Origin of the sequence: Treponema paraluiscuniculi Cuniculi A (assembly GCF_000217655.1) — a bacterium.
GTDB classification, from domain to species: domain Bacteria; phylum Spirochaetota; class Spirochaetia; order Treponematales; family Treponemataceae; genus Treponema; species Treponema pallidum.
Genome location: NC_015714.1, coordinates 961,205 through 985,178, shown reverse-complemented (window position 1 = coordinate 985,178; position 23,974 = coordinate 961,205). Strand labels below are relative to the sequence as shown.

Genomic DNA, 23,974 nt, shown 5'->3' with positions numbered 1-23,974 from the left:
CTTATGCACACACAGCGGTAACATTACTGTTGTGTGTACAAAAAGGCAAAGATTGCAGAGACAACCTGATAGGTTTCCGGTGGGATACACGCACCTATCCTGTGCTCAGACAGAACGCGCGCCAGAAGTTCGTCTTGCACCAAGGCGATATCAAACTTTTTTGCAATTTCAACAATTTTTTCTGCAATGGCGCCCGTGCCCGAAGCGACAATAATGGGCGCCTTATCTCCCGTTGCATAGGAGAGCGCAACCGAGCACGCACGCTTTCTTTTCATGGTGGCGGTAGTGTGCGTCTGCTATACAGAAACGTCAATCCCTTTGAAGGGGACCGCATCGTTTGCCGAGTCTGCATGCGCACCATACCGTACGGATAAAAAATCAATGCCGCGTTCGCGAAGGAGGGCACACAGGCGTGCAACTGTTTTTTTCTGCGCTGTGCGCGACAGTTCCCGTGCCGCGTGTCTTTGCACCGTGAGTACGTTATTCTGCACGCAGAAGACCCATTCTCCTGCAGTGTTACACGCACGTACGCGCAGCTGGGTGCATGTTTTTTTGTGGAGGTGTAATAACAGCGAGAGAGTGCCACGCCACACGGTGTGCGCGCCGCGCCGCTCAAAGGGTACAAGAAGCCAGTGGAGTGCTGAGTGATATGTGTGGTTAACGAGCGCAAAGAGATCTCGCTCCGTGTCAGAGTCTGTGTATGCGCCTGATTCCCCAAGAAAGGTGCTCAGCATACGGCGGAGCATCGCTGCATCAACGGGAATGTTTCGGTCTACTAAGATACTCGCAAGGAACGCGGCGTGTGCTCTTTTTTGCTCAGGAAACTTTTTTAGCAAAAGCGCAAAGCGCTCAATGAGCTGCGGCTGCAGCGGCACACACAGGGATGTATGCGCGTGGATAAGCGCTGCAGCTTCAGGAGAGAAAGAAACACCCCAGCGCTGCAAAAAATGCGCCGACATATCCTCAGCAGATGGAGGAGTGCTCGTGCACTGCGGGTGCAGGAGCACCGTACCCGCGCGGATAGACGCGCGCAGAAACAGGACTGCGCCTTTGTGCATAGGCTGCGGTACACGCGCGCGCACCCGTTCACCGTTAATGGCGACAAGCGCACGGCCGGCGTGCGTGCTACTGAGAATGCGGACGCACACGAGCGCCCCTTCAGTAAGGGAAACCGTGCGCGGCACTTCGGTGAGTACTACCCGAACAGCTCCGTTCACGCGCTGGGCGACGGCTTTTTAACGATACGTGCTTTGATACGGGCGGCCTTTCCTATTTTTTCTCGGATGTAATAGAGCTTCGCGCGTCGCACCTTTCCTGCACGTACTACGTCGACCCGCTCGATACGGGGGGAGTGGAGCGGGAATATACGCTCCACTCCAACGCCATAGGAATTTTTGCGCACCGTAAAGGTGCGCCTGACGCCGCTATTTTTAAAACACAGAACGAGCCCTTCGTAAGCTTGGATGCGCTCTGTTTTTCCCTCCACTATTTTGAAATGCACACGTACGGTGTCCCCGACACGGAACGTTTCAGCTGGTTCCTTCCGCTGCTGGTTTTCAATTTGTTGGATGAGGTGGCAACTCATAGTCTAACTCCTTAAGAAGGGACTCAGCCTCTTGAGTCCAGGCTGCAGACGCACGCGCAGCGCTGAGGAGGTCAGGTCTATTCCTTCGTGTTTTTTCGATCTGGCGCGCAAGCCGCCACGTGCGGATATGCGCGTGGTGACCGGAGAGAAGTACAGGGGGAACGTCCCGGTTGTGAAAACAGCGCGGCCTGGTGTACTGCGGGTACTCCACGAGACTGTTTACAAAACTTTCCTCCTCGAGAGATTCATGGCGGATGACACCGCTAACACAGCGGCTCACCGCATCGATGAGCACGAGCGCGGCGATCTCTCCTGAGGAGAGAACGTAGTTCCCGATGCAAACTTCGTCGTCGACATACTCGTCTATGATACGTTGGTCAATTCCCTCGTATCTGCCGCAGATGAGCACGAGGGCACGTTCCTGTGCGAGTGAGCGTGCATAGCCTTGCTCAAAGAGCTTTCCAGAGGGAGTGACGTACACGACGCGCTTTTTGGGAGCGTCTACTGAATCCAGGGCCTTCCCTAACGGTTCTGAGCGCATGAGCATGCCAGGTCCGCCCCCGTAGGGCGGGGCGTCACAGTGTTTGTGTTTGTCGTGCGCAAAGTCACGGATGTTGACAATATTGTAGCGAATGATTCCGTCACTCACGGCGCGCGCCATTATTGAGGTGGAGAAATAAACCTGCGGGATGGCGGGAAAGAGAGTCAGTACGTCAATGTTCATTCGAGAATCCACCGCTGCAACAACTCGATTTTTTTTCGACCAACGTCCACGTCCCCAATGAAGGTCCGGTGAAAAGGCACATAGCAAACGCCACCATGTGTCCTTTGAACCTCTAAAAGGGAGCCACCGCCCCCTTCGACAACGCTCAAGACAACACCCACCGCCGAGCCCTCGAAAACGAGTTCACAACGACACAGATCGGCCAGGTAAAACTCCCCAGCGCTAAGCGGACAAGCCTCGGCACGAGGTACCCGCAGCTCTGCTCCTACAAACGTCCGAGCGCACTCTACCGTATCTACGCGGTGGAGCTTGAGCAGCGCATCCTGCGCACGTAGGAGAACGTGCTCTACCATGTGGACGGCCTCACGCGGGAGAGCACAAGCGAGGGTGCCTGAGGATCTGCTCCGTGGAGGAGCAAGACAAACCTGCTTTAGTGTGGCAAGATGTGCATACTCACCCGAGAAGCTCTTGAGCCTGAGTAAACCCGCAACCCCAAAGGTGCTCACGATGCGTGCAGTCACAATTCTATCCATAACCCACCACACACCGCCTGCAACAAGGCCGCAAGACGGAAAAGGAGCCGCTAGTCGATGATCTCTAAAGCGTAACGCGTCTGAGAAGCGTGCGCAGACGCAGAAAGGAGCGTGCGCAGAGCGCGCGCAATTCTGCCGTGCTTGCCAATGACCTTCCCTACATCTTCAGAGGCAACACGTAACTGAAGGATCTCCAATCCCTCCCCTGGAGACTTGGTGACGGTAACCTCCCCAGGACGATCCACAAGCGCCCGCGCAATATAGGCGATTAGCTCTTCTTCCATCGTGACCATCCCCTTGCCTAGACGCCCTGCCCCCCTGGGGAAGAAGGGATTGGAGCGGCGCAAGAAACGGACTCTACGTGCGCCAGATCGGCAGCCTGCTGTGAAGAAACAACACGGCGCTCATCTGAGGCAACTGCGTTTAGGACAGAACCACGCCTGGACTGCAAGAGCCTGCGGACCGTATCCGAGGGCTGCGCGCCGTGCTCAAGCCAGAAGCGCGCACGGTCAAGGCGGAAAGACACCTCGGTACCCTTTGGGGCTATGGGCTGGTAAACACCCAGTTCTTCGATTGCCCTGCCATCTCTCGGCTCGCGCGCGTCCTGAACTACGATTCGGTAGTACGGACGCTTCTTACTCCCCAATTTCTTCAGTCGGATCCGTAAACTCACTCTGTCTCCTCCGCCTGAGACACACGCAGGCTGCGCTCATCCTTTCTAAAATTATCTGTGCTGTCAAGTGTCTGAGCACGTAACGGGACATGGAGAATAGATTACAGAGGAGCGGCACATGACGCGTCATTTCTGCGCTGTAACGGTTGTATTGGGGAAGAAGGAAAACCTGTAGTGCAGCGGGTGTGCCTTTGTCTTGGGTGTCCTTATTCAAAAATGATACGCACCTGGGATTTAAAGGTAGTACCTCGCTCAAACTCGTGGGCGAAAAGTTCAAAACTCGCTGCCCCAGGAGAGAACACGATCACGCCTGGGCTTTTCTGCCGCGCCCGGAGATCCTGCAGGAGTACCTCAAGGGAAGTAAACGGTCCGTAAAAAGGTACCTGTGCTGCATGAAGAAGTGGTTGCAACCGTGCCGTAGCACTTCCTGCAAGCAAGTACAATGCGTGCGCCTTGGCTGCTGCCTGTGCCAAGGGTTGGTAGTCTGCATTCTTATCAGTGCCGCCAACGATAAGAACCACGCTTTCATCAAAGGCTTCCAGCGCTGCAATTGTTGCCTCAGGTACAGTGGATGCAGAATCGTTATAAAAACGCAGTCCTCCCTTTTCGTAAAAAAACTCTAGTCGGTGTTCGATGCCCGTGTAGGACTCCAGCGCTTGTGCAAGACGCCGGGTGTGTTCTTGGAGGGGACCGTGAGCGGACGGACAAGCGTAGTCTGGGGGGGACGCGTGATTCGCGTACGCAGGGGAATGGGAGTGTGCGCAAAAACACGGGGGGCAGAAGGAAGGAGGAAGAGAATGCCGCTGCGCGAACAGGAGCGCTGCAAGCGCTGCACTCGCCACTTGCGTTTGGAGGACACGGCCCGGTACGTGCAGCTGCGGTGGGATGAGCATGCAGGCGCGGTCACCTTCTGCAAAACGTGCCCAGTAGGTTCCGTCCGTCGCTCTCCATAGAGCTCTCTCCATGAGGCGCGGGGTGCACACGCGGCAAGCGGTTTCAGGCGACTGGGTCGTATACCAAAAGACGCGCACTCCGTTTTTCTGCGCTTCGCAGGCAAAGCGGGGCCCCCACCCGTCATCTGCGCTACACAGCAGTGTATCGTGCGTTCCCTGGTGCGCGTACAGCACCTGTTTGTCTGCCACGTAGCTTTCCATATCCGCATACCAGTTTTGATGGTCAGCCATAATGGGAGTCATGATGGCAATCTCTGGGCGCAGCAGACCGGCGTGGTGTACAGTGTGGTCCTGTGCATCGACTGCGCGTAGGTCTGCAAGCTGCCAGCTCGACAGTTCCAGAACCACTGGTGTTGCAGGCGTTGTGTGACGCACAAATTCCAGCGGGCTGACTGTGCTATTCCCCCCTAGAAAGGCGGGGAAACCCAGCGCATGCAAGCTATAGCACAGGGCGCTGGCAGTGGAGGATTTTCCCTTGCTGCCGCTTACTGCTAGCAGCGGGGCGGGAGAAAGGCGTAGGAAAAGGGAGATATCCGTTTCGATGCGCGCGCCGGCGCGTTGAGCAGCGGAAAGGTAGATGTTGTGTGCACCCTTTACGATGGGATTTTTGATGACAACATGCGCGTTTTCAAAATCTTCCAGCCGGTGTTCACCGAGCGTAAAGCGGATGGACGGGTACGCACGAAGTCTTTTCAGGGAAGGGGTAAGCGCATCAGCATTTCGCAGGTCGGTAACCGTAAGGCGCGCTCCCGCTTCTGCACAAAAGCAGGCTGCCGCGCAGCCCCCGCCGTGCACGCCGAGACCCATGATGGTTACCGTTTTACCCTGAAGAAGTGCGCGCGCCTGCTCCACGATGTGGCCGATTGTAGCCGCGCAACGCGTGACAATACAAGAGACGCGTGCGGTGCTCGCGGCACGGTTTCTCTTTACTTTTTGTTGCTTTTTTACTACCCTCGCGCGCTATCTGCTTATGGCTGAACATACTTCCTGTACGAGCATTCATCCCCTTGTGCGCAGCGCGTTTTACGCCGGGGGTGCGCATGCAGTACTGCTTATTCATGGATACATGGGCACCCCGCGCGAGATGCAGTTTTTAGGTCGTGCGCTCCACCGGGACGGCTTTACGGTCTCTATTCCCCGTTTACCTGGTCACGGTACGAATAGAGAGGATTTTCTTGAGACCGGGTGGAGGGATTGGCTGCGGCGCGTGTGTGATGAGTACCGTGACCTTTCCGCTGCGTACCCTTCGGTATCTGTGGGGGGGCTGTCCATGGGAGGTGTGCTGACTGCACTCGTGGCGGCGCGTTTTTGTCCCCAGAAAGCTTTCTTTTGTGCACCGGGTTTTGCAGTTTCTGATTGGAGGATAAAGCTGTCTCCTCTAGTCAGGTGGTTTGTGCGTGAGTTTGCTGCGGACGCGGATCCCTTCTACCCCGAGCAAGACTTTAATGACGCCACAAAGGATTACCGGAGTGCGCACTACATTGCCCAGGTGGCGCAGTTTTATGCACTGCAAAGACGTGCGATCCGTTCACTGGCGTGCATTCGGAGTACGTTGTTAACGATCCTGTCTCGGCAGGACCCATTGGTGCCGTGTGCAGCGGTGCAAAAATTACTCGATGCGCGTGTGCGCAGCGCACACCAGTACGTAGTGCTCGAGCACAGTGGTCACGTGATCACTGATGACGTGGAGCGGGAGCAGGTTGCCTCTTGTGTCAGTGCTTTTTTACGCACGTAGTGTTACGTGATGTCTACCCAAAAGGGAGTGCGGTGCACGGGTGCTCCACATTTCTAGTTGCTGTAGGGGGAAGAGACTGAGTCGCTGTTTCGGACCGCGTGCGTTTTATGTGCGCGCGCTGTGCATCGCGCTCCCCGTGATGCTGCACTCCTTCATCCAGACGGGTATTTCTTTTTTAGACAACGTTATGGTCTCCCGTTTGGGGGATGTGAAGATGGGTGCAGTGAATGTGGTCAACTCGCTGCTCTTTCTGTATGTCACCGCGTTAATGACCGTGTCGAATGCAGGCAGCGTGTTTATGACGCAGTACTCAGGGGCCCGTCACGTAGTGGGCATGCGGCAAAGCTACCGATTTAAACAGTACGCCATGGGGGCTCTGGCGCTGGGTGCTATGGCCGCTGCGCTGTGCTGTCCTCAGTATCTCCTTTCGTGTTTGTTGGGAAAAAATGCGCAGGCTGCTCAGATTATAGCGGAAGGTGAGCGTTACCTTTCGATAATTGTGTACACTTTTGTGCCGCTGTCATTTTCTTTGGTCCTCACCTCTACATTGCGAGAAACGGGGAAGGTGCTTGTACCGCTTGCAGTGTACGGGTGCAGTGCCGTGTTGAACGCAGTGGGTAATTATATGTTGATTTATGGAAACTGGGGGGCTCCGCGATTAGAAGTGCAAGGTGCAGCATGTGCAACGCTTATAGCGCGGGTGGTAGAAAGTCTTATGCTCCTGGTGTATGTGCGGGTTAAAAAACCGGACTTTTATGTGCGGCTTTTTTGTCGCTGTGCGATACCCCTGTCACTGTGTACGGTGACGCTGAGAAAATCGCTGTGGATTTTCGTAGGAGACATGGCATGGTCGGTGACGGAGATGGCTGTGGCTGCCTTGTATCACAGCCGTGGTGGGGCTGAGGTTGTGGCAGGGATATCGGCGGGGTGGACACTCGCGCAATTATTTTTTCTATCATTCCCTGCAAGTAGCGTGGCAATTACCATTTTGGTCGGGGATGTGTTAGGGAAAAGCGAGCTAAAACAGGCGCAGGATTATGCACGGTGGTTGATGAACGGAGCGTTCTTTTTAGGGTTAGGTTTGGGTGTGATTGTGTGTGTAGCGCGTGCAGGGATTCCGTGGGCTTTTGGAGATTTGTCGCATGCTTCGCAACGTATAGCACAGCAGTTGGTGCTCGTGACGGCGCTGTATATGCCGATTTGGATGTATTTAAATGCGCAGTATGCGGTGGCACGTGCAGGAGGTGAAGTGATGGTCACCGCGTGGACAGAAACATTGGTAGATACCCTGTTGTTTTTGCCGTTGATGTATGTGTTGGCGCGCTTCACTCAGCTTGGTGCGCCGCTTATGTATGGAATAGTAAAGAGTACAAGTGTGGTAAAAATGGTGGTACTTGCACGTCACTTAAAAACACGTCGTTGGGTGCGTAATCTCGTGGCGAATTTATCGTGATACGTGTTACGTCCTTCGGGTAAGGCACGGAGCATGGAGTGACGGAAATCGAAGCATGTATAAAAACTGTCCGCACGCCCTATAGGCGTCTTTTTGTTTTCCCTTCGCGTATCGTTGCCCAGGGGTGGCTGCGGCAAAGTCTTTCTCTGCTTGGTGTGCGTACGGTTCCGGGGCAGTTGTGTCTTTCTTGGGACGAGTTTAAAAAACGATGTTTTCAATGTGCGCCGTGTGCGCACCGTACACCTATTTCCGAACCGCTTCGTCTTTTATTTGCACACTCTGTGGTGCAGCGCAATGCGCGGCAGGCTGCAGAGGGGCGCGCACTTTTTTGCAACCTTATTCCTCCGGCATATGCGCAAGACGGTGCAGTGTTTGTGCAGTGGCTTGCCCGTATACTCCCTCAACTTGGATCGTGGCAACGGCGCGTTGAATCGCACTGCATGCCTCCAAAAGATGCGGTATCGCGTAATACGTTTGATGGCCGCGACGCGCGCGCGTATGCGCAGAGTGCGGAGGCGCAAGATTTACAAACGCTGAAAGCGCACTATGAGCAATTTCTCCGCGCGCATGCACTCTTTGAACCTTCCTGGGATACGCCGCAGTTTTGTGCGCAGGGGAACACGTATGTCATTGTATACCCGCAGCTGATGCAAGACTTTGCAGAGTATGCACCGGTATTGCAAGAAGCGGCGCGCGCCACTGCGGGAGTACTCACCTTTCTTCCGGTTCCTCCCTTTCGGCAGGATACGCCGTTGTGTTGTTTTTCGAATGTACGTGAGGAAATTACTGCCGTTGCGCTCCAGGTAGAGAGGTTGTTGCGCACGGGAACGCCTGTGTCGCAGATAGCAGTTTCGGTGGCAAATTTAGAAGAACTGCAGCCATATGTGGAGCGTGAGTTTCGTCTGCGTGACATTGAGCCTGAGGTGCGGGCAGGTTTTTGTCTTGGTGCTCATCCGGCAGGGAGGATGTTTTCCCAGCTTCGAGAGTTTGTGCGCAGTCATGGCACGCTCAAAAGCGTGCGGGCGCTGCTTTTGAATCCGCATATTCGCTGGGCGGACCCCCAAGGGGCACAGGCTGTGGTGCAGTACGGATTGCAGCAGGCGTGCATTCGTTCATGGAAGCAGAGCGGCACGTATTGCAACGTGTGGCTCCAGGCATTTGCGCTCCACTGTGAGCGCACAGAACAGGAGCGACAGCACCAGCAGCGTGCGCAGCGATTTTTTCTGACGCTGTTACGTTTTGCGCGCGCGTTGGTTGAGGCGCGTAGTTTCGTACGGATGCAAAAGGCCTACGGTGCGTTTCGTGCCGCTTGTTTGCTCCCCGCGTCAGCGCACACGTCTGGTGCAGAAGAGGAGATAGCATCGTCTGCGTTTGCGTCTTGCAGTGCTGGGGAAGACGATGCGGTGATGGCGCGGTGCGTCTGTGTTTTGCAGGAGTTAGCGGCGCTTGAGCGGCGCTTTGCACACGTGGTGCCACCGGATCCATATAGTTTTTTTGTACAGCAATTGGCACAGCAGATGTATGTGCCGGTGCGTGCAGGGGTGGGACTGGCGATTTTTCCCTATCGGGTTGCGGCAGCTGCGCCCTTTTTGCATCACTTTGTGATAAACGTGTCGCACGAAGCGAGTAGCGTGCGGTATCAGCGAGGTACCTTTTTGCGCGCGGATGTGCGTGCGGCATTTGGTTTTGAAGATGAAGACGTAACAGAGGCTTTCTTATCTGCGTACGCGACGGCACAGACGGTGTATTTTTCCTGTTCTGTGCAGGCGTTTTCAGGGGTGCAGCGCCCGAATCGTTTTTTTTCAAATGTGCATCCGCCTGTGTCCCCCACCCTGACGGGGAGGGCAAGTCAAACACCGTCCCCAGCGGACTGTGCATCTGAAACTGGTGACGCGGTGCCTCAGTATCCTGCGGTGCCCTACGAGGAAGACGCGCTGCAGGCAGAGCAGGACCTGTACGCACAGGGCGCACCGGTGCCTTCGTCATTATACAAAACACAACAGGAGCGTTTACGGAAAGCGGCGTCTCTTATCCCTGCAGCGGGGCGTTCGTACATACGTGACTCCTTTGCGCAGGCGCTCCCACCGCTGACTGCAGTACTCCATGCGCGTCATTTTCATCATGCGGCGGTCAAGGTGAGTCAAACCGATCTTAATCTTTTTTTTCGGTGTCCGGCTGCTTGGTTTCTCGAGCGTGTGTTGGACGTGGCGCCGCTTTCTCGAAGGCCGCGTTTAGTGGATCCGCGCGTGTTGGGGGTTTTTAGTCATGTAGTACTCGAGCGGCTGTACAATAGAATTGCGTGCGAGGACGAGTGTTTTTTTTCTGCGCACATGGAACGCTACCGTTTGTGGACGCAAGAAGCGATTGAGCAAGTCTTTTCTGAGCGTGCGGTGCATGCCGGTCCGCTTGTGTGGGCGTTGCGCGCGGCGCTGAGCGCGCGCATCCGGCACATGGTGGAGTTTGTATTGCAGTTTGATGCGCAGCGGCTTGACGGCTGGCGCGTGGTACGTACTGAGAAAGCGTTTGAGTTTACCGATACGCAGTGTTTCTACACGGGGTTGGTGGATCGCATTTCGTGCAGTCCGGACGCGCGGTCGCTTGCAGTGTTAGATTACAAGACCGGGGCGCTCCCTGCGCTTTCTGATTACACAGATTGTGAAAAGAAAGGTCGGTTGTCTGATTTTCAAATACCTATGTATGTGTATCTGTTGGAGCAGGCGGGGTATACCGTGACGCACGCTTTTTTTTTAGACGTGAGAAAGAGAGATTTTAAGGTTATTGTTTCGAACGGGCAGGTGGATGTGGGTGCAAAGCGTGGGGTAGATACCGTACAGTTTCAGGCGGTTATGCAGCGCTTTGAGCAGTCAGTGGCAGTTTTTTCGAAGGCGGTGCGCCAGGAATGCTTTGCCAAAGCGCCGTATGTCACCTGGCTTGAATGTGCCTCGTGTCGTTTTGCGCCGGTGTGTCGTACCTCGTATGTGGTGCGTGGGGCGTCGTGACTGATTTTCTTTTTTCTTTTTTTCAAAGTTTGAATGCAGAGCAGCGGCGTGCAGTTTTTTCTTCGCATAATGCAGTTGTTACCGCAGGTGCAGGTTCGGGTAAGACGAAGGTTATTAGCGCGCGGTATATACACCTGGTTGTGGAGCGGGCAATTCCGGTTGAACGGATTGTGGTGCTCACCTTTACCAGAAAGGCGGCCATGGAAATGGCGCGCAGAATTTATGAGGACCTCCGTCTGTGTGTACGGAGTGCGTCTGCGCAGCCCCAGCCGGAGCACGAAGCGTATCTGCTGCGTGCGCGTGAGGCGCTTGCGCGGTTTGGGGAAGCGCGCATTATGACGTTAGATGCCTTTTCGCACGAAATTGCGCGGGTAGGCGCGCGCTTTTTCGGTATCGCGCCTGATTTTTCTCTCAGTGAGGAAGAGAACCGCGCGCTGGCACACGAGTGTGCAGAAGATTTTTTTCTTGAGCATCGGGAACATCCAGTGGTACTGCATTTTTTGCAGCGGGAACACGCCGAAGACTGCGTGCGAGAACTTTTTTTTATTCCCTTGCAGGATCACGGCATACTTGCACAGCCCTGTGACTTTCGTGCAGGGCTTGCGCATCAAATTGCTACAGCGCGTAGGTTATTAAAAACGGTGCTCTGCGATATACACGCGGCATTGCACGCCATTCGGCACCATATGCAAGAGGCAGATGCGCAGAATGCGCTCATTGCGCGCTGCGTTGCGCTGTTTGCGGCGCAGGATGCCGCCTTTTCCTACACGCCGGCTGCAGAAGCAGATGCGATTGCCGACGCGTTTTTGGCACGTGGGTACGAGGAATATGCAGCTAAACCTGATGAGTTTTCTGTGTCTGACCCTGATGAGGGAGCGCGGCGCGCTGCACACGATTGCCTGCGGTATTGTGCGGCGGTAAAAACGCTTTTTTGTCTGAAGGGTAATTTAGGGGGGCGCGCGGGTGCAGCACAGGCGATAAAAGCACAAGTAAAGCAGCTGCGTCTTCAACTTGTACCGCAAATGGAACGGCTGCACGCGTTTTTTGTGCAGGTACCGTTCCTTGCGGCACTTAGCTCGTTGCTCGAGCGTCTGCAGGCGCGTTTTATCCGGCAAAAACGGGAACGGAATTGTCTCAGTCACGCCGATGTGGCGCATCTTGCGGTGCAGGTGTTACGTCAGTATCCGGAAATACGCGTTTCTTACAAGCGGGGTATCGATGCGTTCATGATTGACGAGTTTCAAGATAACAATGCCCTCCAGAAGGAACTCCTTTTTTTTCTTGCCGAGCACGAAGCGCGCACCGCGCACTTCCTCCCTTCTGCACATGCGTTGTGCGCACACAAGTTGTTTTTTGTGGGAGATGAAAAGCAGTCGATTTATGCGTTCCGGGGTGCGGATGTGCGGGTATTTCGGTCTCTGGCAGGCGTACTCACCCCGCAGGTCAGTGGCACAGCCCAGCAGGAACTTCCAGCACGTACAGGCGGTACGAACAAAAAAGCTGCGGAGCTGCAACCCACACTTCAGACGTTGCGTATCAATTACCGAACAGAAGCGGCGCTCCTTGAGCGCCTCAACATACTGTTTTCACATATTTTGCGTGGACCGTCTGAGTCTGCCGAGAACGGGTACGAGGTTAGGTTTCAGTATATGCAGCCGGCCCGGTGTACTGCCGGTATTGAGCCGCAGTTTCGGGTGATTGGAGTGGATCGTCACCGTTTCTCCAGACCGGAGCACGAAGCGCAGCACTCAGCTGCGCGCCCAACCCCTCAAGCAGGGAGGACAGGCGCGTCTGAGGACTCGGAGGATTCTCTATCGGCGCAGGAGACAGAAGCGTGGGCGCTTGCGCGTGCTATCCGTGCCATGGTGGACGGCGGCACCCTGGTGCGCCACAAGGGGGAGGCGCCGCGCGCGTGCACGTGGGCGGACGTAGTGATTCTGTTGCGTTCTGCAGACAAGCAGGCGCGGTACGAGCGCGCGCTGCGTCTGTGGGGTATTCCGTACACGTCGCTTCAAACGCGGGGTATGTTTTGCGATGCGCCGCTGTCTGATCTCCTTGCCCCGCTGCGTTTAGTGCTCGAGCCTGCCGATCGGTATGTGTACGCGCAAGTGCTCCGCGGTCCGTTTGTACGGGTCGATGACGACACGCTTTCTCTGCTGCTGCTCCCACCCGCACCCCCCGACGCCCCTTTTTCGTATATCCCTGCGGAGTTATCGGCGCCTGCGGCGCGGTGTGTACGTGCGGGCGCGGACTTTTTTGCGCGCGTGCAGGAGCAGGTGCGGCTCCTGGCGACGAATACCGAGTTGCTGACCTATCTGTGGTACACCGAGGCGTATGGAACGCTGCTTGCGCAAGACACCCTGGCGCGTCCGTACCATGTGATATACGACTATGCGTTTGAGCTTGCGCGGCGGGCAGATCGGCAGGGAAAGGGGATAGGAGAATTTTTAGATTTTGTAGATGCGTGTCTGTCTGCCCAGGAGCGGGTAGAGGAGCTGGAGCTGCCTTGCACGGACCGCGCGTACGGCGGGGCAGTGCAGATTATGAGCGTGCACAAAAGTAAGGGGCTTGAGTTTCCAATTGTGTGTGTGCCGGACGCGGGGAGTTCTGGACCGCGCGTGGCCGCGCGCGTAGGCGCGGTACACTCCCCGTACGGATACATTCCCCGATTTTTGCCTCACCCTGATGGGGTGCATCCGATCTTTGTGCAGGAACAGGACACGCGCGCCCGGGCGTACCGCGCGGAGCTGCGACGCGTGCTCTATGTGGCTTTCACGCGGGCTGAGTGCCACGTGATTGTCAGCGGGGTACTGCCTATTTCTGACGGGCATCCTGCTGCTGCCGTTTCTCGGTCGTTGGCGCACGTCTGCTCCCTGCTCCCCTCTGGTGACGGGAGTGAGCCACCTGCCTCCCTCTCTTTCTTTTCAGAGCTGCTCCCTGCGCTTATGCATGCAGCCCCCCTTCCCCCCCATCCTTCCCCCTCTGTGGTGCCCGCACCGGTGTCGTTTGATGAGTGTCTGCCGCTGTCGCGCCCTCAGGCGTATCAGCGCGCCCTCACCGTGTCAGCTCGCCAAAGCGCGCCGCAAGCATCCGCCCCTCGGGATTGGTACGCTGCAGTGCCTGTTCGCGCACCCCATTATTATCCCCGTCTTGTTCAGCCGGTGACGGCACTGGTTGCTACAGACGTGGGGCGTAAGAAAAACTCGGCTTCCGCTTCTCCTTCGCCCTCGACCCCGCAGTCCCCCCGTGGCGTGGAGTTTGGCACGCACGTGCATGAGCTTTTGGCGCAGGTTTTCCAGTCCCCGGCGCCGACCGTTGCACTCCATAGCGTACAACGTGTTGATTCCCCCGCGGCACGCCTTGTGGCCTGCTTTCTTCACTCCCCCTTGGGCTACCGAGCCCTGGCAGCCCCTGCTCACCAGCGTTTTGCGGAGTTTTCCTTTCTCACTCGCACTCCAGATAATACGAAACCCCCACATGGAGCGGAGTACCGAGCCGGTACCATTGATCTCCTCTTCCTTTCCAATGGGGTGTGGCACCTTGTGGACTATAAAACCGATTACGAAGAGCACCCGGCGCGTTATCTCCCCCAGTTGCAGCACTATGTGCGTGCGGTGCAGGATCTCTTCCCGGACCACCCGGTGGCGGCCTTTCTGTATTACCTCCGAACCGGGCATGAGTTTTCTTTGGAAGCGTTAGAATCTCATTTTCTGAAAAAAAAAACGCAGTTCCGGATTCTGAATGATTGACACACCTGACACTGCCTGGTACGAAGTGGAGCAATGTATTTCGGCATTGGGGGAAAGTGGTGTATCAGCGAGTAGGGTACAGGCGGATTCCCCTCATTTTCCTTTTTGTTGTGGTTCTGGTGGTGCCCCCCCAGCTGTGGGCTCAGGTTTCGTTCACCCCGGATATTGAAGGCTATGCGGAGCTGGCCTGGGGCATTGCATCCGAAGATGGTAGCGCCGGAGCCCTCAAGCATGGATTTAAGACTACTACTGATTTTAAGATTGTGTTCCCCATTGTGGCAAAGAAGGATTTCAAGTACCGCGGTGAGGGGAATGTTTATGCGGAAATTAATGTTGAAGCGTTAAAGTTGAGTTTAGAGTCAAATGGTGGTGCAAAGTTTGAAACGAAGGGTTCTGTAAAGACGATAGAGGCAACCCTGCACTGTTATGGGGCCTACCTGACCATTGGGAAAAATCCTGATTTCAAGTCAACGTTTGCTGTTTTGTGGGAGCCGTGGACCGCAAATGGGGATTATAAGTCTAGGGGAGATAAGCCGGTGTATGAGCCGGGGTTTGAGGGAGCCGGGGGAAAGTTAGGGTATAAACAGACTGACATAGGCGGCACGGGGCTCACGTTTGATATTGCGTTTAAGTTTGCGTCTAACACCGACTGGGAGGGCAAAGACAGCAAGGGCGTCGTCCAAGCAGGAGCAAACCACAGCAAGTATGGATTGGGGGGAGACATTTTGTTCGGCTGGGAGCGTACGCGTGAAGATGGCGGGACGGAATACATTAAAGTTGAGCTCACCGGCAATTCCACGCTTTCTGGCGACTATGCCCTACCCCGAGCCCCAGACATCTTATGGGATGTCGGGGCTAAAGTGAGTATGAAGCTTTGGGGTATGTGTGCACTGGTTGCTACAGACGTGGGGCATAAGAGAAACGTCCGAGCCCAAGCCCAAGCCGCAGATGCGTTGTTGACGTTGGGATATCGTTGGTTCTCGGCGGGAGGATATTTCGCATCGAAGGCCAGCAATGTGTTTAAAGATGTCTTTCTCGCTAGAAACATGGACATGCAGACGCACGACTGTGCTACTTATATCAAGCTCGAAACCAAAAGCGGTGACCCCTACACCCACCTGCTCACCGGCCTGAACGCCGGCGTCGAAGCACGCGTGTACATGCCCGTCCATTGGAACGCCTTCACCCAAGCCCAAGCCGCAGCCAACATCAACTTCCCGGTGTATGGGAAAGTCTGGGGTTCGTATTGTCATGACATGGGTGAGTATGGTTGGGTAAAAGTGTATGCAAATTTGTACGGCGGTACGAACAAAAAGGCCACGCCCCCTGCTGCTCCTGCTGTTCCTACGAAGTGGAGCAAGGAATATTGTGGGTATTACGAGTGTGGGGTAGTGGTCAGTCCGTTAGAGAAGGTGGAGGTTCGGCTGAGCTGGGAGCAAGGCAAGCTACAAGAGAACAGCAATGTAGTGATAGAGAAGAACGTGACGGAGCGTTGGCAATTCGTAGGGGCATGTCGCTTGATTTGGTAGAGATGTATTGTTCTTTTCTTTCCGAAGGGGCGAATCTGACCAGGTAGGTCAGATTCGCCCCTTCGGAAGGTATGCAAAAATTCCACGTATCGGGTCATATATGACCCGATACGTGGAATTTTTGCGCCGGCGCATATCTGGCCGGGCATGACACGCAGCGGGGGTAGGCTGGGTATGAAACAATTGAAGTGGTGGGCGGTCGGCCCGGTGCTGGGAATATGCGCGGGAGTGTGGGGAAAGGTTGCTTCCCTGGGAGTGCTCCTTTTAGGAGGGCTTGTTGCCTGCACTTCAAGCGCAGCCGGGTCAACCTCCAACACGCGGCCGGGGGTGCGTATGACGATCACCAGCCGCTACCCCTTCGATCGCACTATGCAGCTTTTGGAGAGCGCTTTGCGCACGCAGGGCTTTAGCGTCTTTGGTATTGTTGACTACCGCGAGGCAGCCCACAAACAGAACTTGGATATACAGCCTGCAAAGCTTATGGTGGTGGGCTTACCTAAAATTGGCACGCCCCTCATGCTCGAGGATCCTTACTTTCTTCTTCGTGTTCCTCTGTACCTTATGGTTACCGATGTGCGCGGGAAGACGCGCGTGTCGTTCCATAATACGCGTGGACTGATGGATAGCTATGTGGAGCTTTCTGATATGGATCAGGCCATCGAGTTAGTAGAGTCCATCGTCAAGAAAACCCTCGCAGAGTAGGACGTTTTGGAAAAGAAATTTGCGTTGCTCATCGATGGAGACAATATCTCCCCTAAATTCCTTGAGGGAATCGTCGGTGAAGTGTCTAAAGAAGGTGATATCCACGTTCGCCGTGTCTACGGTGACTGGACTACCCCTAACATGAATGGGTGGAAGGGGCTGCTCACGAAAATTCCTATCCGACCAGTGCAGCAGTTTCGGTACGGGGATAACGCCACTGATAATACCATTATCATGGAGGCTATAGAGCTCGCGAACAATAATCGGGCTATTAACGCCGTGTGCATCGCTTCTACCGATTCTGATTATTACAGTCTTGCGCTCAAGCTGCGGGAGTACGGTCTGTACGTGCTCGGTATTGGAAAACGAAACGCGCGTGAGATTTGGGTTTCTGCGTGCAACGAATTTAAGTACATCGAAAATATTGAAACTGAGCACTTTGGCCTGAGCGCGGGGTTTGCGTTTCATACTGAGTCGGATGCTGCTGCAGTTCCTGGTGCAGGGGTCGATGCCGTTGAAGAGGATACTGGGGGTTTTGACTTAGGGAAGCTCGTTGCGCACGCTTACAGAAACTCGCGCATGACCGAAGAAGGCTGGGTGAGCCTTTCAAATTTAGGAAAGTCGCTGCGCATCACAAAACCTGAGTTCGACCCTCGTTCTTACAATCATAGTACCCTGCGGGAAATGGTGGAGGCTCTTCCTGAGCTTTTTGAGGTGCAGTCTGACCGACGTATTCCTCCTAATTATTGGGTGCGTGCAGTGCGTGGTGCCCACAAGCGCACGGTGCTCTACGGTGTTATCAAACGTTTTCGTGAGCGTGATCGGTGGGGTGTTATCAGTCATGAAGAGCTTGGTGATTTTCGTTTTGTGTACAGCAATCTCAAGCGTGAGTGTCGTGCTGCTGCCTTGCCTGAAGGTACAACGGTCAGCTTCTCTGTGTTTCGTATGCCCAACGATCAGGGTAAAAGTGATGAAGAGCGTCAGGGGCGCGCTGCCGACGTACTCGTGGTGAAACGGGTGGCCGGCTAGCAGACGGGAGTCTGTAACGTGCACCGGCGTGGTGCGGAGGTGCCGCCCGAGTGCGTTAGCACCCTCACAGTAACCGAGGCCCGCGTAGTGTGTAGCGGGCGTATCCTCATTTTTGTGGGCCCTTGTGTGAGAGTTTTAAACATGCTAGAGTGAGCCCCGCGAGGGGTGCGTGCGTGAACTTCAGTCCTAATACGCTGGGATCCTTTGAAAGCTGCGCTGAGGTTGTGAGGTCGCTCGGGTGTGCCCTTGTCGATCTGCAGTGGAGCGTTTCCGCTGTTTCTCGGCGTGTGCAGAAGGCTCAGGGAAGGGCGCGTGCCGTTATTTACAGCGCAGGGGGAGTGACGCTCGACGTGTGCGCGCGCGTTCATCGAATACTGGTGCCGCGCCTTCAGGCTCTCGGTGGTGTGCGCACTGTTTTTCTTGAAGTCGGCTCCCCCGGGGAGCGGGTTATTCGCAACGCCGCGGAGTTTCCCATCTTTTTAGGGGAGACTGTGAAGGTCTGGTTTTGCACGGGGCAGTTTCAGGTTGGGACTCTTGCGTTTGCGGATGAGACTTGCCTTACCCTGACCGCCGGCGGAGTGCCCGTCACTGTCCCGTATGTTCAGCTAACAAAAGCGCAGTTACATCCTGCAGTCCGCGCTTGAAAGGGCTTTTGGTCTGCACCTTCGCCCAAAATCGCCTAAGGAGCCGCCTATGTTCGGCGTCAGTAACGATGACATTAGAAAGTATGCGCAGGAGAAGGGGCTTGATGAAGACTTTGCCTTTAAAATCGTCGAGCAAACACTGAAGGCCGCTTATAAGACTACATTTAAGACAGATGAAAACGCCGTCGTTACCTTTGGTGAGGAGCGGGTGTGTATCTATGCGCGCAAGCGCGTGGTTGAAGAGGTGTACGACCGCGTCTCGGAAGTGGATTTGTCTACGGCACTTGAGCTTGATCCCACTACTTCTTTAGATAGCGAATTGCTGGTGGAGCTTGAGTCCGAAGATTTTAAGCGTGGATCTGTGCAGGCTGCCGTCCAGCGTATCACTGAGCTGAGCAGAGAGATTCAAAAGGACGCTCTGTATGCTGAGTACAAGAGCAAAGAAGGAGAGATTATCGTTGGCTACTACCAACGCGCGCGAAACGAGCATATCTACGTTGACCTAGGAAAAGTTGAGGGCCTGATGCCAAAGTCGCACCAGCTGCCCCAGGATGATTATCGTCAAAACGACCGCATTAAGTCGCTTGTGCGTGAGGTGCGCAAACATCCAAAGTCGAGCGTTGTCCAGCTCATTCTTTCACGAACTGACTCTGCTTTTGTAAAAGAGCTGCTCGCCGTGGAGGTGCCGGAGATCTACGACGGTATTGTTGAGGTGGCAAAAATAGTGCGGGAGCCAGGGTACCGTACAAAGATCGCCGTCACCAGTAGGCGTGATGATGTGGATCCTGTTGGTGCCTGCGTAGGTCCTCGGGGCATACGCATCCGCATGGTTATTAAAGAATTGAATGACGAGAAGATAGATGTGCTTGAGTATTCTCCGGATCCAGTTATTTTCATCAAAAATGCGCTTTCTCCTGCTGAGGTGCTGAACGTCGTGGTACTTGATGAGGAGAAGCGTTCTGCACTTGCCATTGTTGCTGAAAGCCAGCTGTCTATCGCGATAGGAAAGCAAGGTTTGAACGTGCGTTTAGCGAATCGGCTTGTGGACTGGAATATCGATGTGAAGACAGAGAGTCAGTTTGAAGAGATGGATGTGTACACTGACACGCGTCGTGCGGCAGAAAATCTTTTTGATAACGATTATCAAGAAGAGTCTGAGTTTTCTTCATACGTGGGATTTACGCCGGAGCTCATTAAGATTCTGCAGGACAACGGTATCCAAGACGTACAGACTTTGGTAGATTTGGGCGAGGAAGGCTTGCGTGCGCTTGAGGGCATGGACGAGGCGCACGTACAAGAATTGCTCGCCGCCATTGAGGAGAATTTTGAAGTTGTCGAGGAGGGGGAGGAGGCTTCAGTTACATCTTCTCCCGGGACTGGTGGTGATGAGGATCAGGCGTTGCAGTGTCCTGAGTGTGGGGTGCGCATTACTACTGACATGAGTGAGTGTCCTCACTGTGGTATTGGCCTCAGCTTTGAGTTTGAATACGAAGAGAACGAGGAATAGGAGAGCTATGACCCTACGAGACAATACGCCTAAAGACACTTCCCGTGTTGCTAGTGAGCAGGCTGTGCGTTCACCGGTGACGTCTGGTCAAACTACCTCTCGTACACGGGCGGATGTTGACGTAAAGGAGAAAAGACTCGTAATAAAGAAGACAATCAAAGTGCGCGCAAAGAAAGTGGTTGCCAAAGTTACTGCTGCGCGGCGTGTGTCGTGCGCGGATGAAAATCGCACGCCGGGCGACGCGAGTCAGGCGACTATTTCTGCCGCGCCCGAAGATAAAAAGCAAGGTTTCCTTGACATTCGGGAGGATGGCCTTGCGCGTGGTGTATCTGCCTCGTGTGGCGCTGTGCAGAACGCTGCGTCTGCACAGGTTCCCGGTGCCCGTACTCCGGGGGTTATAGGCGTTCCTGTTGCCAGCAAAACGGTGGAGGAAGCAAGGGGTGGGGGAGCTAAGCGGGTAATCACTAAGCGTGTAGGTGGGGTTTTCGTGCTTGATGACTCTGCGGCACGCCCTAACCGAAAGGCAGGAAACCTTGCATCTGGCGCGCGCCTTTCTCGGTTTAGCCGCAGTGACCGTCAGCGCAGCGATGGGTTTTCTGGTACTCAAGCGCGTGCTAACGCAGGTGGTGTGCGGCGTGGAGAGGGCCGTCCGTTTGCTCGCGATTTCAGTCGTGGGTCCACGGGTGGGTATCGGCCCGCAGTGAGAGGTCCGGCTCGGCCGGCTGGACGTGTTGGTTCGGGTCCAAGAGGGCCGGCGCCCCTGCAAGTAGGTGCTGGTAAGCCTGCCCAGAACAAAAGGTCTTTCCGGGGCAGAAAGCAGCAGACATATCAGTATCAGCATAAGGATCGTCTTGAACTGGAAGAAAAGCTTCTCCAGCAGAAGAAGAAAAATAAGGAAAAGCTTGCGGCGGTCCCGCGCTCTGTTGAGATCATGGAGTCCGTTTCGGTTGCAGATCTCGCAAAGAAGATGAATTTAGAAGCCTCAGAGCTTATCGGTAAGCTTTTTGGCATGGGCATGATGGTTACCATGAATCAGTCTATCGATGCGGACACCGCCACGATTCTTGCTTCTGAGTACGGGTGTGAGGTAAGGATTGTCAGTCTTTACGATGAAACAATTATCGAAAGTGTAGGTGACGAGCATGCGGTGCTCCGCGCACGTCCGCCAGTAGTGACTGTTATGGGACATGTTGATCACGGAAAAACTAAAACGCTCGATGCCATCAGAAGTACGCGCGTTGCTGAGGGGGAGTTTGGCGGTATCACGCAGCATATTGGTGCTTATGCAGTCTCTACTCCGAAAGGCTCAATTACCTTTTTGGATACGCCAGGTCACGAAGCTTTTACCATGATGCGCGCGCGTGGAGCAGAAATTACCGATATTGTGGTGCTCATCGTAGCTGCAGACGATGGGGTAATGCCCCAGACGATCGAAGCGATCAATCACGCAAAGGCTTCGAAGGTTCCCATTATTGTTGCAATCAACAAGATTGACCGTGCGGATGCAAACCCGAATAAGGTCATGACGCGCCTTGCTGAGCTTGGCTTAGCTCCAGAGGAGTGGGGTGGTGATACCATGTACGTGAGTATTTCTGCGCTGCAAGGTATTGGGTTAGATCTGTTGCTAGATGCCATCATGCTGCAGGCGGAGGTGATGGAGCTTCGTGCAAATTACGGGTGTTGTGCAGAAGGGCGCATTATAGAGTCTAGGATTGATCACGGGCGAGGGATTGTCGCGAGCGTTATCGTGCGTCGTGGGGTGCTTCGTGTTGGTGACACGTACGTTGCAGGTGTGTACTCAGGGCGTGTGCGGGCAATTTTTAATGATCAAGGGGAGAAGATTCAGGAGGCGACTCCTAGTATGCCCGTTGAAATTTTAGGGCTTGAGGGAATGCCCAATGCGGGTGATCCTTTTCAGGTTACGGATTCTGAGCGTATTGCACGGCAAATTTCGCTTAAGCGTCAGGAGTTGAGGCGTTACGAAGATGCGCGCAACGTGAAAAGGATGACTCTTGATAAGCTGTACGAGTCCATCGAGAAGGGTTCGGTTTCGGAGTTCAAGGTTATTATTAAGGGGGACGTACAAGGATCGGTTGAAGCGCTCAAGCAATCGCTTGAAAAACTTTCTACCGATGAGGTGCAGTTGCGTGTCATTCATTCGTCGGTTGGTGCGATAAATGATTCTGATGTTATGCTCGCAGCTGCTGATTCAAATGTGACCATTGTTGGTTTTAATGTACGTCCCACTCCCCAGGCTGCGGTTCTTGCGGAAAGGGAAAGAGTGGAAATCAAAAAGTATACTGTCATCTACCAGGCGGTGGAGGAGATGGAGCGAGCTATGGAGGGTATGCTCAAACCATCCCTCAAAGAGGTAGTGCTCGGTTCGGCGGAGGTGCGCAAGGTGTTCAAGATTCCCAAAGTGGGAAGCGTTGCAGGAGTATATGTGCTTGAAGGGGTAATGAAGAGGAACGCCATTGTTCACGTTGTGCGCGATGGGATTGTCCTGCATTCGGGGAAGGTTTCCTCATTGCGGAGAGAAAAGGATGATGTGAAAGAGGTACACAGCGGCTTTGAGTGTGGGGTTGGAGTTGAAAATTATTTTGATTTTCGGGAGCGTGATCGGCTTGAATGCACGGAGATGAAGGAGGTGTCGAGGAAACTGAAGGATGCCGCTCTTTCCGATGCGGCGCGCTTACAGGGATGAAACAGGTAAGTCAGTTAAGGGTGCGCAAATTGGGGGAGCATATCCGCGCAGAAATAGCGCAGCTTATTATGCTCGGCAAAATAAAGGATCCACGTGTTTCTCCCTTTCTCTCTGTGAATTGGGTGGATGTGTCTGGGGGGATGGTCTGTGCGCGGGTATATGTGTCGAGTTTTATGGGTAAGTACAAAACGAAGCAGGGAGTGCAAGGCTTAGAAAGCGCGGCAGGTTTTATTCGCTCTGTCTTGGCTAAGAAACTCCGTCTGCGGCAGTGTCCGCGTCTTAGCTTTGTGTATGACGAGAGTGTGAGGGATGGATTTTCTCTTTCGAGAAAAATAGATCGGTTAGAATCCGGCGGTGTGCAGACTGAGCATGCCTGACGCTATTGTTCCTTTCGCAAAGGTTTCCGGTCTTACGAGTTTTGCGGCACTGGCACAGGTCAGGCGTCTTCTGGGAGTAAAAAAGGTAGGGCATACGGGGACGCTTGATCGCTTTGCTGATGGGTTGCTGTTGCTTTTGGTAGGGGGCTTTACCAAACTCGCGCCGGTGATGACTCGCTTGGAAAAGAGTTACGAGGCTCGCATCCAGTTTGGGGTACAAACAGACACTCTAGATCCGGAGGGGGCTGTCGTGCGGTGCTCCTTGTTCCCAACATTTGCGCGCGTACGTGCGGCGCTGCCTCACTTCACTGGGAGTATTGATCAGGTGCCGCCTGAATATTCGGCGCTAAAATTCGGAGGTGTGCGTGCGTCCGACCGGGTGCGGCGTGGGGAAGCAGTGTGCATGAAGGCTCGGCGTGTGTTCGTCTTTGACTTGCAGGTACTAGGTTGCGAGGCGGATCTGGGTGAATTCCAAAAGACGCAGGCGGGGAGGGGGGCTGCGATTGCTGATCTTGATCTGACGCGCGTGCGTGCTGTAACGCTGTACGTACGTTGTTCGGCAGGCTTCTACGTGCGTGCACTTGCGCGCGACATAGCAGCCGCTTGCGGCTCTTGCGCGTATGTTTCACATTTACGGAGAACACGCATTGGACCCTTTGATCTTGCACAGGCGGCGGGTGTGTCTCGTCTCGGGTCCTGGACATGGGGCAAAGAGCGTGCGTCTTGCGGTGCCGCTTGCTTTGATGTGGGTGCTCCACCGCCTCCGTCCTCAGGCGGCGTGGCAACCGATTCAGTCTCTGTTGGGTGTGAAGACTTGACGGTGCGTGAGATTAAACAGGCAGTGGTTAGCTGTGATGTGGACTTTGCGAATCGTATTGGACTTACGGCGTGTTCAGTGCATGCGCAGTATGCGTCGCGGTTTTTGCATGGGGAAAGAATACGCGCATGTTGGTTCCAGTCGTTTGGTACGCGAAGGTCCGGGGAACGTGCGTTGGTGTTTTCCGAGGGTCGCTGTCTTGGATTAATAAGGAAAGCGGCGAATGGGTTTTCGTATGATACGGTATTTTGTACGGAGTGA

General features: G+C 54.6%; 20 protein-coding genes and 1 pseudogene. 12 read left to right on the top strand and 9 right to left on the bottom strand.

All coding sequences use genetic code 11. The features are described 5' to 3' along the window. Nucleotides 1-23: 23 nt before the first annotated feature. The 9 genes and pseudogenes from TPCCA_RS04455 to murD all read right to left on the bottom strand — a co-directional run bounded on the left by TPCCA_RS04455 (nt 24) and on the right by murD (nt 5,320). Entirely contained in the window at nt 24-275 is a 252-nt protein-coding gene (locus TPCCA_RS04455) for a FlhB-like flagellar biosynthesis protein (RefSeq protein WP_010882354.1), read from the bottom strand. 21 nt (nt 276-296) lie between these two features. Then, nucleotides 297-1,217, bottom strand: coding sequence for a hypothetical protein (locus TPCCA_RS04450; RefSeq protein WP_013945480.1), 921 nt, complete (start codon nt 1,215-1,217; stop codon nt 297-299). Beyond that, nucleotides 1,214-1,585, bottom strand: a complete 372-nt coding sequence (rplS, locus tag TPCCA_RS04445) for a 50S ribosomal protein L19 (protein ID WP_010882352.1) — start codon at nt 1,583-1,585, stop codon at nt 1,214-1,216. Before rplS ends, TPCCA_RS04450 begins: the two co-directional genes overlap by 4 nt. Then, nucleotides 1,557-2,309 carry a tRNA (guanosine(37)-N1)-methyltransferase TrmD gene (gene trmD / locus TPCCA_RS04440; RefSeq protein WP_013945479.1) on the bottom strand — a complete coding sequence of 251 codons (753 nt, stop codon included), beginning with the start codon at nt 2,307-2,309 and terminating at the stop codon, nt 1,557-1,559. Before trmD ends, rplS begins: the two co-directional genes overlap by 29 nt. Further along, the gene (rimM, locus tag TPCCA_RS04435; RefSeq protein ID WP_193386066.1) at nt 2,306-2,830 is read right to left on the bottom strand and encodes a ribosome maturation factor RimM; all 525 of its coding nucleotides are present in this window, start codon (nt 2,828-2,830) and stop codon (nt 2,306-2,308) included. Before rimM ends, trmD begins: the two co-directional genes overlap by 4 nt. Before the next feature lie 62 nt (nt 2,831-2,892). Then, complete coding sequence (locus TPCCA_RS04430; protein ID WP_010882349.1) at nt 2,893-3,135, bottom strand: KH domain-containing protein; 243 nt, start codon at nt 3,133-3,135, stop codon at nt 2,893-2,895. A gap of 146 nt (nt 3,136-3,281) precedes the next feature. Further along, nucleotides 3,282-3,515 (bottom strand): annotated as a pseudogene (gene rpsP, locus TPCCA_RS05750) (30S ribosomal protein S16); the annotation flags it as partial. Further along, on the bottom strand, nt 3,478-3,729 hold the full coding sequence (locus TPCCA_RS05415; RefSeq protein WP_013945476.1) for a hypothetical protein: 252 nt from the start codon (nt 3,727-3,729) through the stop codon (nt 3,478-3,480). The pseudogene rpsP and the gene TPCCA_RS05415, both read right to left, overlap by 38 nt. Beyond that, on the bottom strand, nt 3,722-5,320 hold the full coding sequence (gene murD, locus TPCCA_RS04420) for a UDP-N-acetylmuramoyl-L-alanine--D-glutamate ligase (protein ID WP_013945475.1): 1,599 nt from the start codon (nt 5,318-5,320) through the stop codon (nt 3,722-3,724). Before murD ends, TPCCA_RS05415 begins: the two co-directional genes overlap by 8 nt. Before the next feature lies 1 nt (nt 5,321). On the opposite strand from murD, the gene TPCCA_RS04415 reads away from it, so the two are divergent. From TPCCA_RS04415 to truB, 12 genes are all read left to right on the top strand, one after another. Continuing rightward, nucleotides 5,322-6,203, top strand: a complete 882-nt coding sequence (locus TPCCA_RS04415) for an alpha/beta hydrolase (RefSeq protein WP_013945474.1) — start codon at nt 5,322-5,324, stop codon at nt 6,201-6,203. 40 nt (nt 6,204-6,243) lie between these two features. Then, nucleotides 6,244-7,656, top strand: coding sequence for an MATE family efflux transporter (locus tag TPCCA_RS04410; protein ID WP_013945473.1), 1,413 nt, complete (start codon nt 6,244-6,246; stop codon nt 7,654-7,656). Nucleotides 7,657-7,694: 38 nt separating this feature from the next. Next, nucleotides 7,695-10,655: a PD-(D/E)XK nuclease family protein gene (locus TPCCA_RS04405; RefSeq protein ID WP_013945472.1), complete on the top strand. Its 2,961-nt coding sequence runs from the start codon at nt 7,695-7,697 to the stop codon at nt 10,653-10,655. Then, the gene (locus TPCCA_RS04400; RefSeq protein ID WP_013945471.1) at nt 10,652-14,404 is read left to right on the top strand and encodes a UvrD-helicase domain-containing protein; all 3,753 of its coding nucleotides are present in this window, start codon (nt 10,652-10,654) and stop codon (nt 14,402-14,404) included. Before TPCCA_RS04405 ends, TPCCA_RS04400 begins: the two co-directional genes overlap by 4 nt. Before the next feature lie 59 nt (nt 14,405-14,463). After that, on the top strand, nt 14,464-15,933 hold the full coding sequence (gene msp, locus TPCCA_RS04395; RefSeq protein WP_167315811.1) for a major outer sheath protein Msp: 1,470 nt from the start codon (nt 14,464-14,466) through the stop codon (nt 15,931-15,933). Nucleotides 15,934-16,107: 174 nt separating this feature from the next. After that, nucleotides 16,108-16,635, top strand: coding sequence for a DUF302 domain-containing protein (locus TPCCA_RS04390; RefSeq protein ID WP_049774996.1), 528 nt, complete (start codon nt 16,108-16,110; stop codon nt 16,633-16,635). Nucleotides 16,636-16,641: 6 nt separating this feature from the next. Continuing rightward, nucleotides 16,642-17,664 (top strand): NYN domain-containing protein, encoded by a 1,023-nt coding sequence (locus TPCCA_RS04385; protein ID WP_013945468.1) that lies wholly within the window; start codon nt 16,642-16,644, stop codon nt 17,662-17,664. Between the two features lie 173 nt (nt 17,665-17,837). Next, entirely contained in the window at nt 17,838-18,308 is a 471-nt protein-coding gene (rimP, locus tag TPCCA_RS04380; RefSeq protein ID WP_013945467.1) for a ribosome maturation factor RimP, read from the top strand. A 49-nt stretch (nt 18,309-18,357) separates the two neighbouring features. Beyond that, nucleotides 18,358-19,815 (top strand): transcription termination factor NusA, encoded by a 1,458-nt coding sequence (gene nusA, locus TPCCA_RS04375; RefSeq protein WP_013945466.1) that lies wholly within the window; start codon nt 18,358-18,360, stop codon nt 19,813-19,815. Between the two features lie 175 nt (nt 19,816-19,990). Then, entirely contained in the window at nt 19,991-22,519 is a 2,529-nt protein-coding gene (gene infB / locus TPCCA_RS04370; RefSeq protein WP_215904590.1) for a translation initiation factor IF-2, read from the top strand. After that, entirely contained in the window at nt 22,516-22,896 is a 381-nt protein-coding gene (rbfA, locus tag TPCCA_RS04365) for a 30S ribosome-binding factor RbfA (protein WP_010882333.1), read from the top strand. Before infB ends, rbfA begins: the two co-directional genes overlap by 4 nt. Continuing rightward, on the top strand, nt 22,874-23,974 hold the full coding sequence (gene truB / locus TPCCA_RS04360) for a tRNA pseudouridine(55) synthase TruB (protein ID WP_013945464.1): 1,101 nt from the start codon (nt 22,874-22,876) through the stop codon (nt 23,972-23,974). The genes rbfA and truB overlap by 23 nt, the downstream gene beginning before the upstream one ends.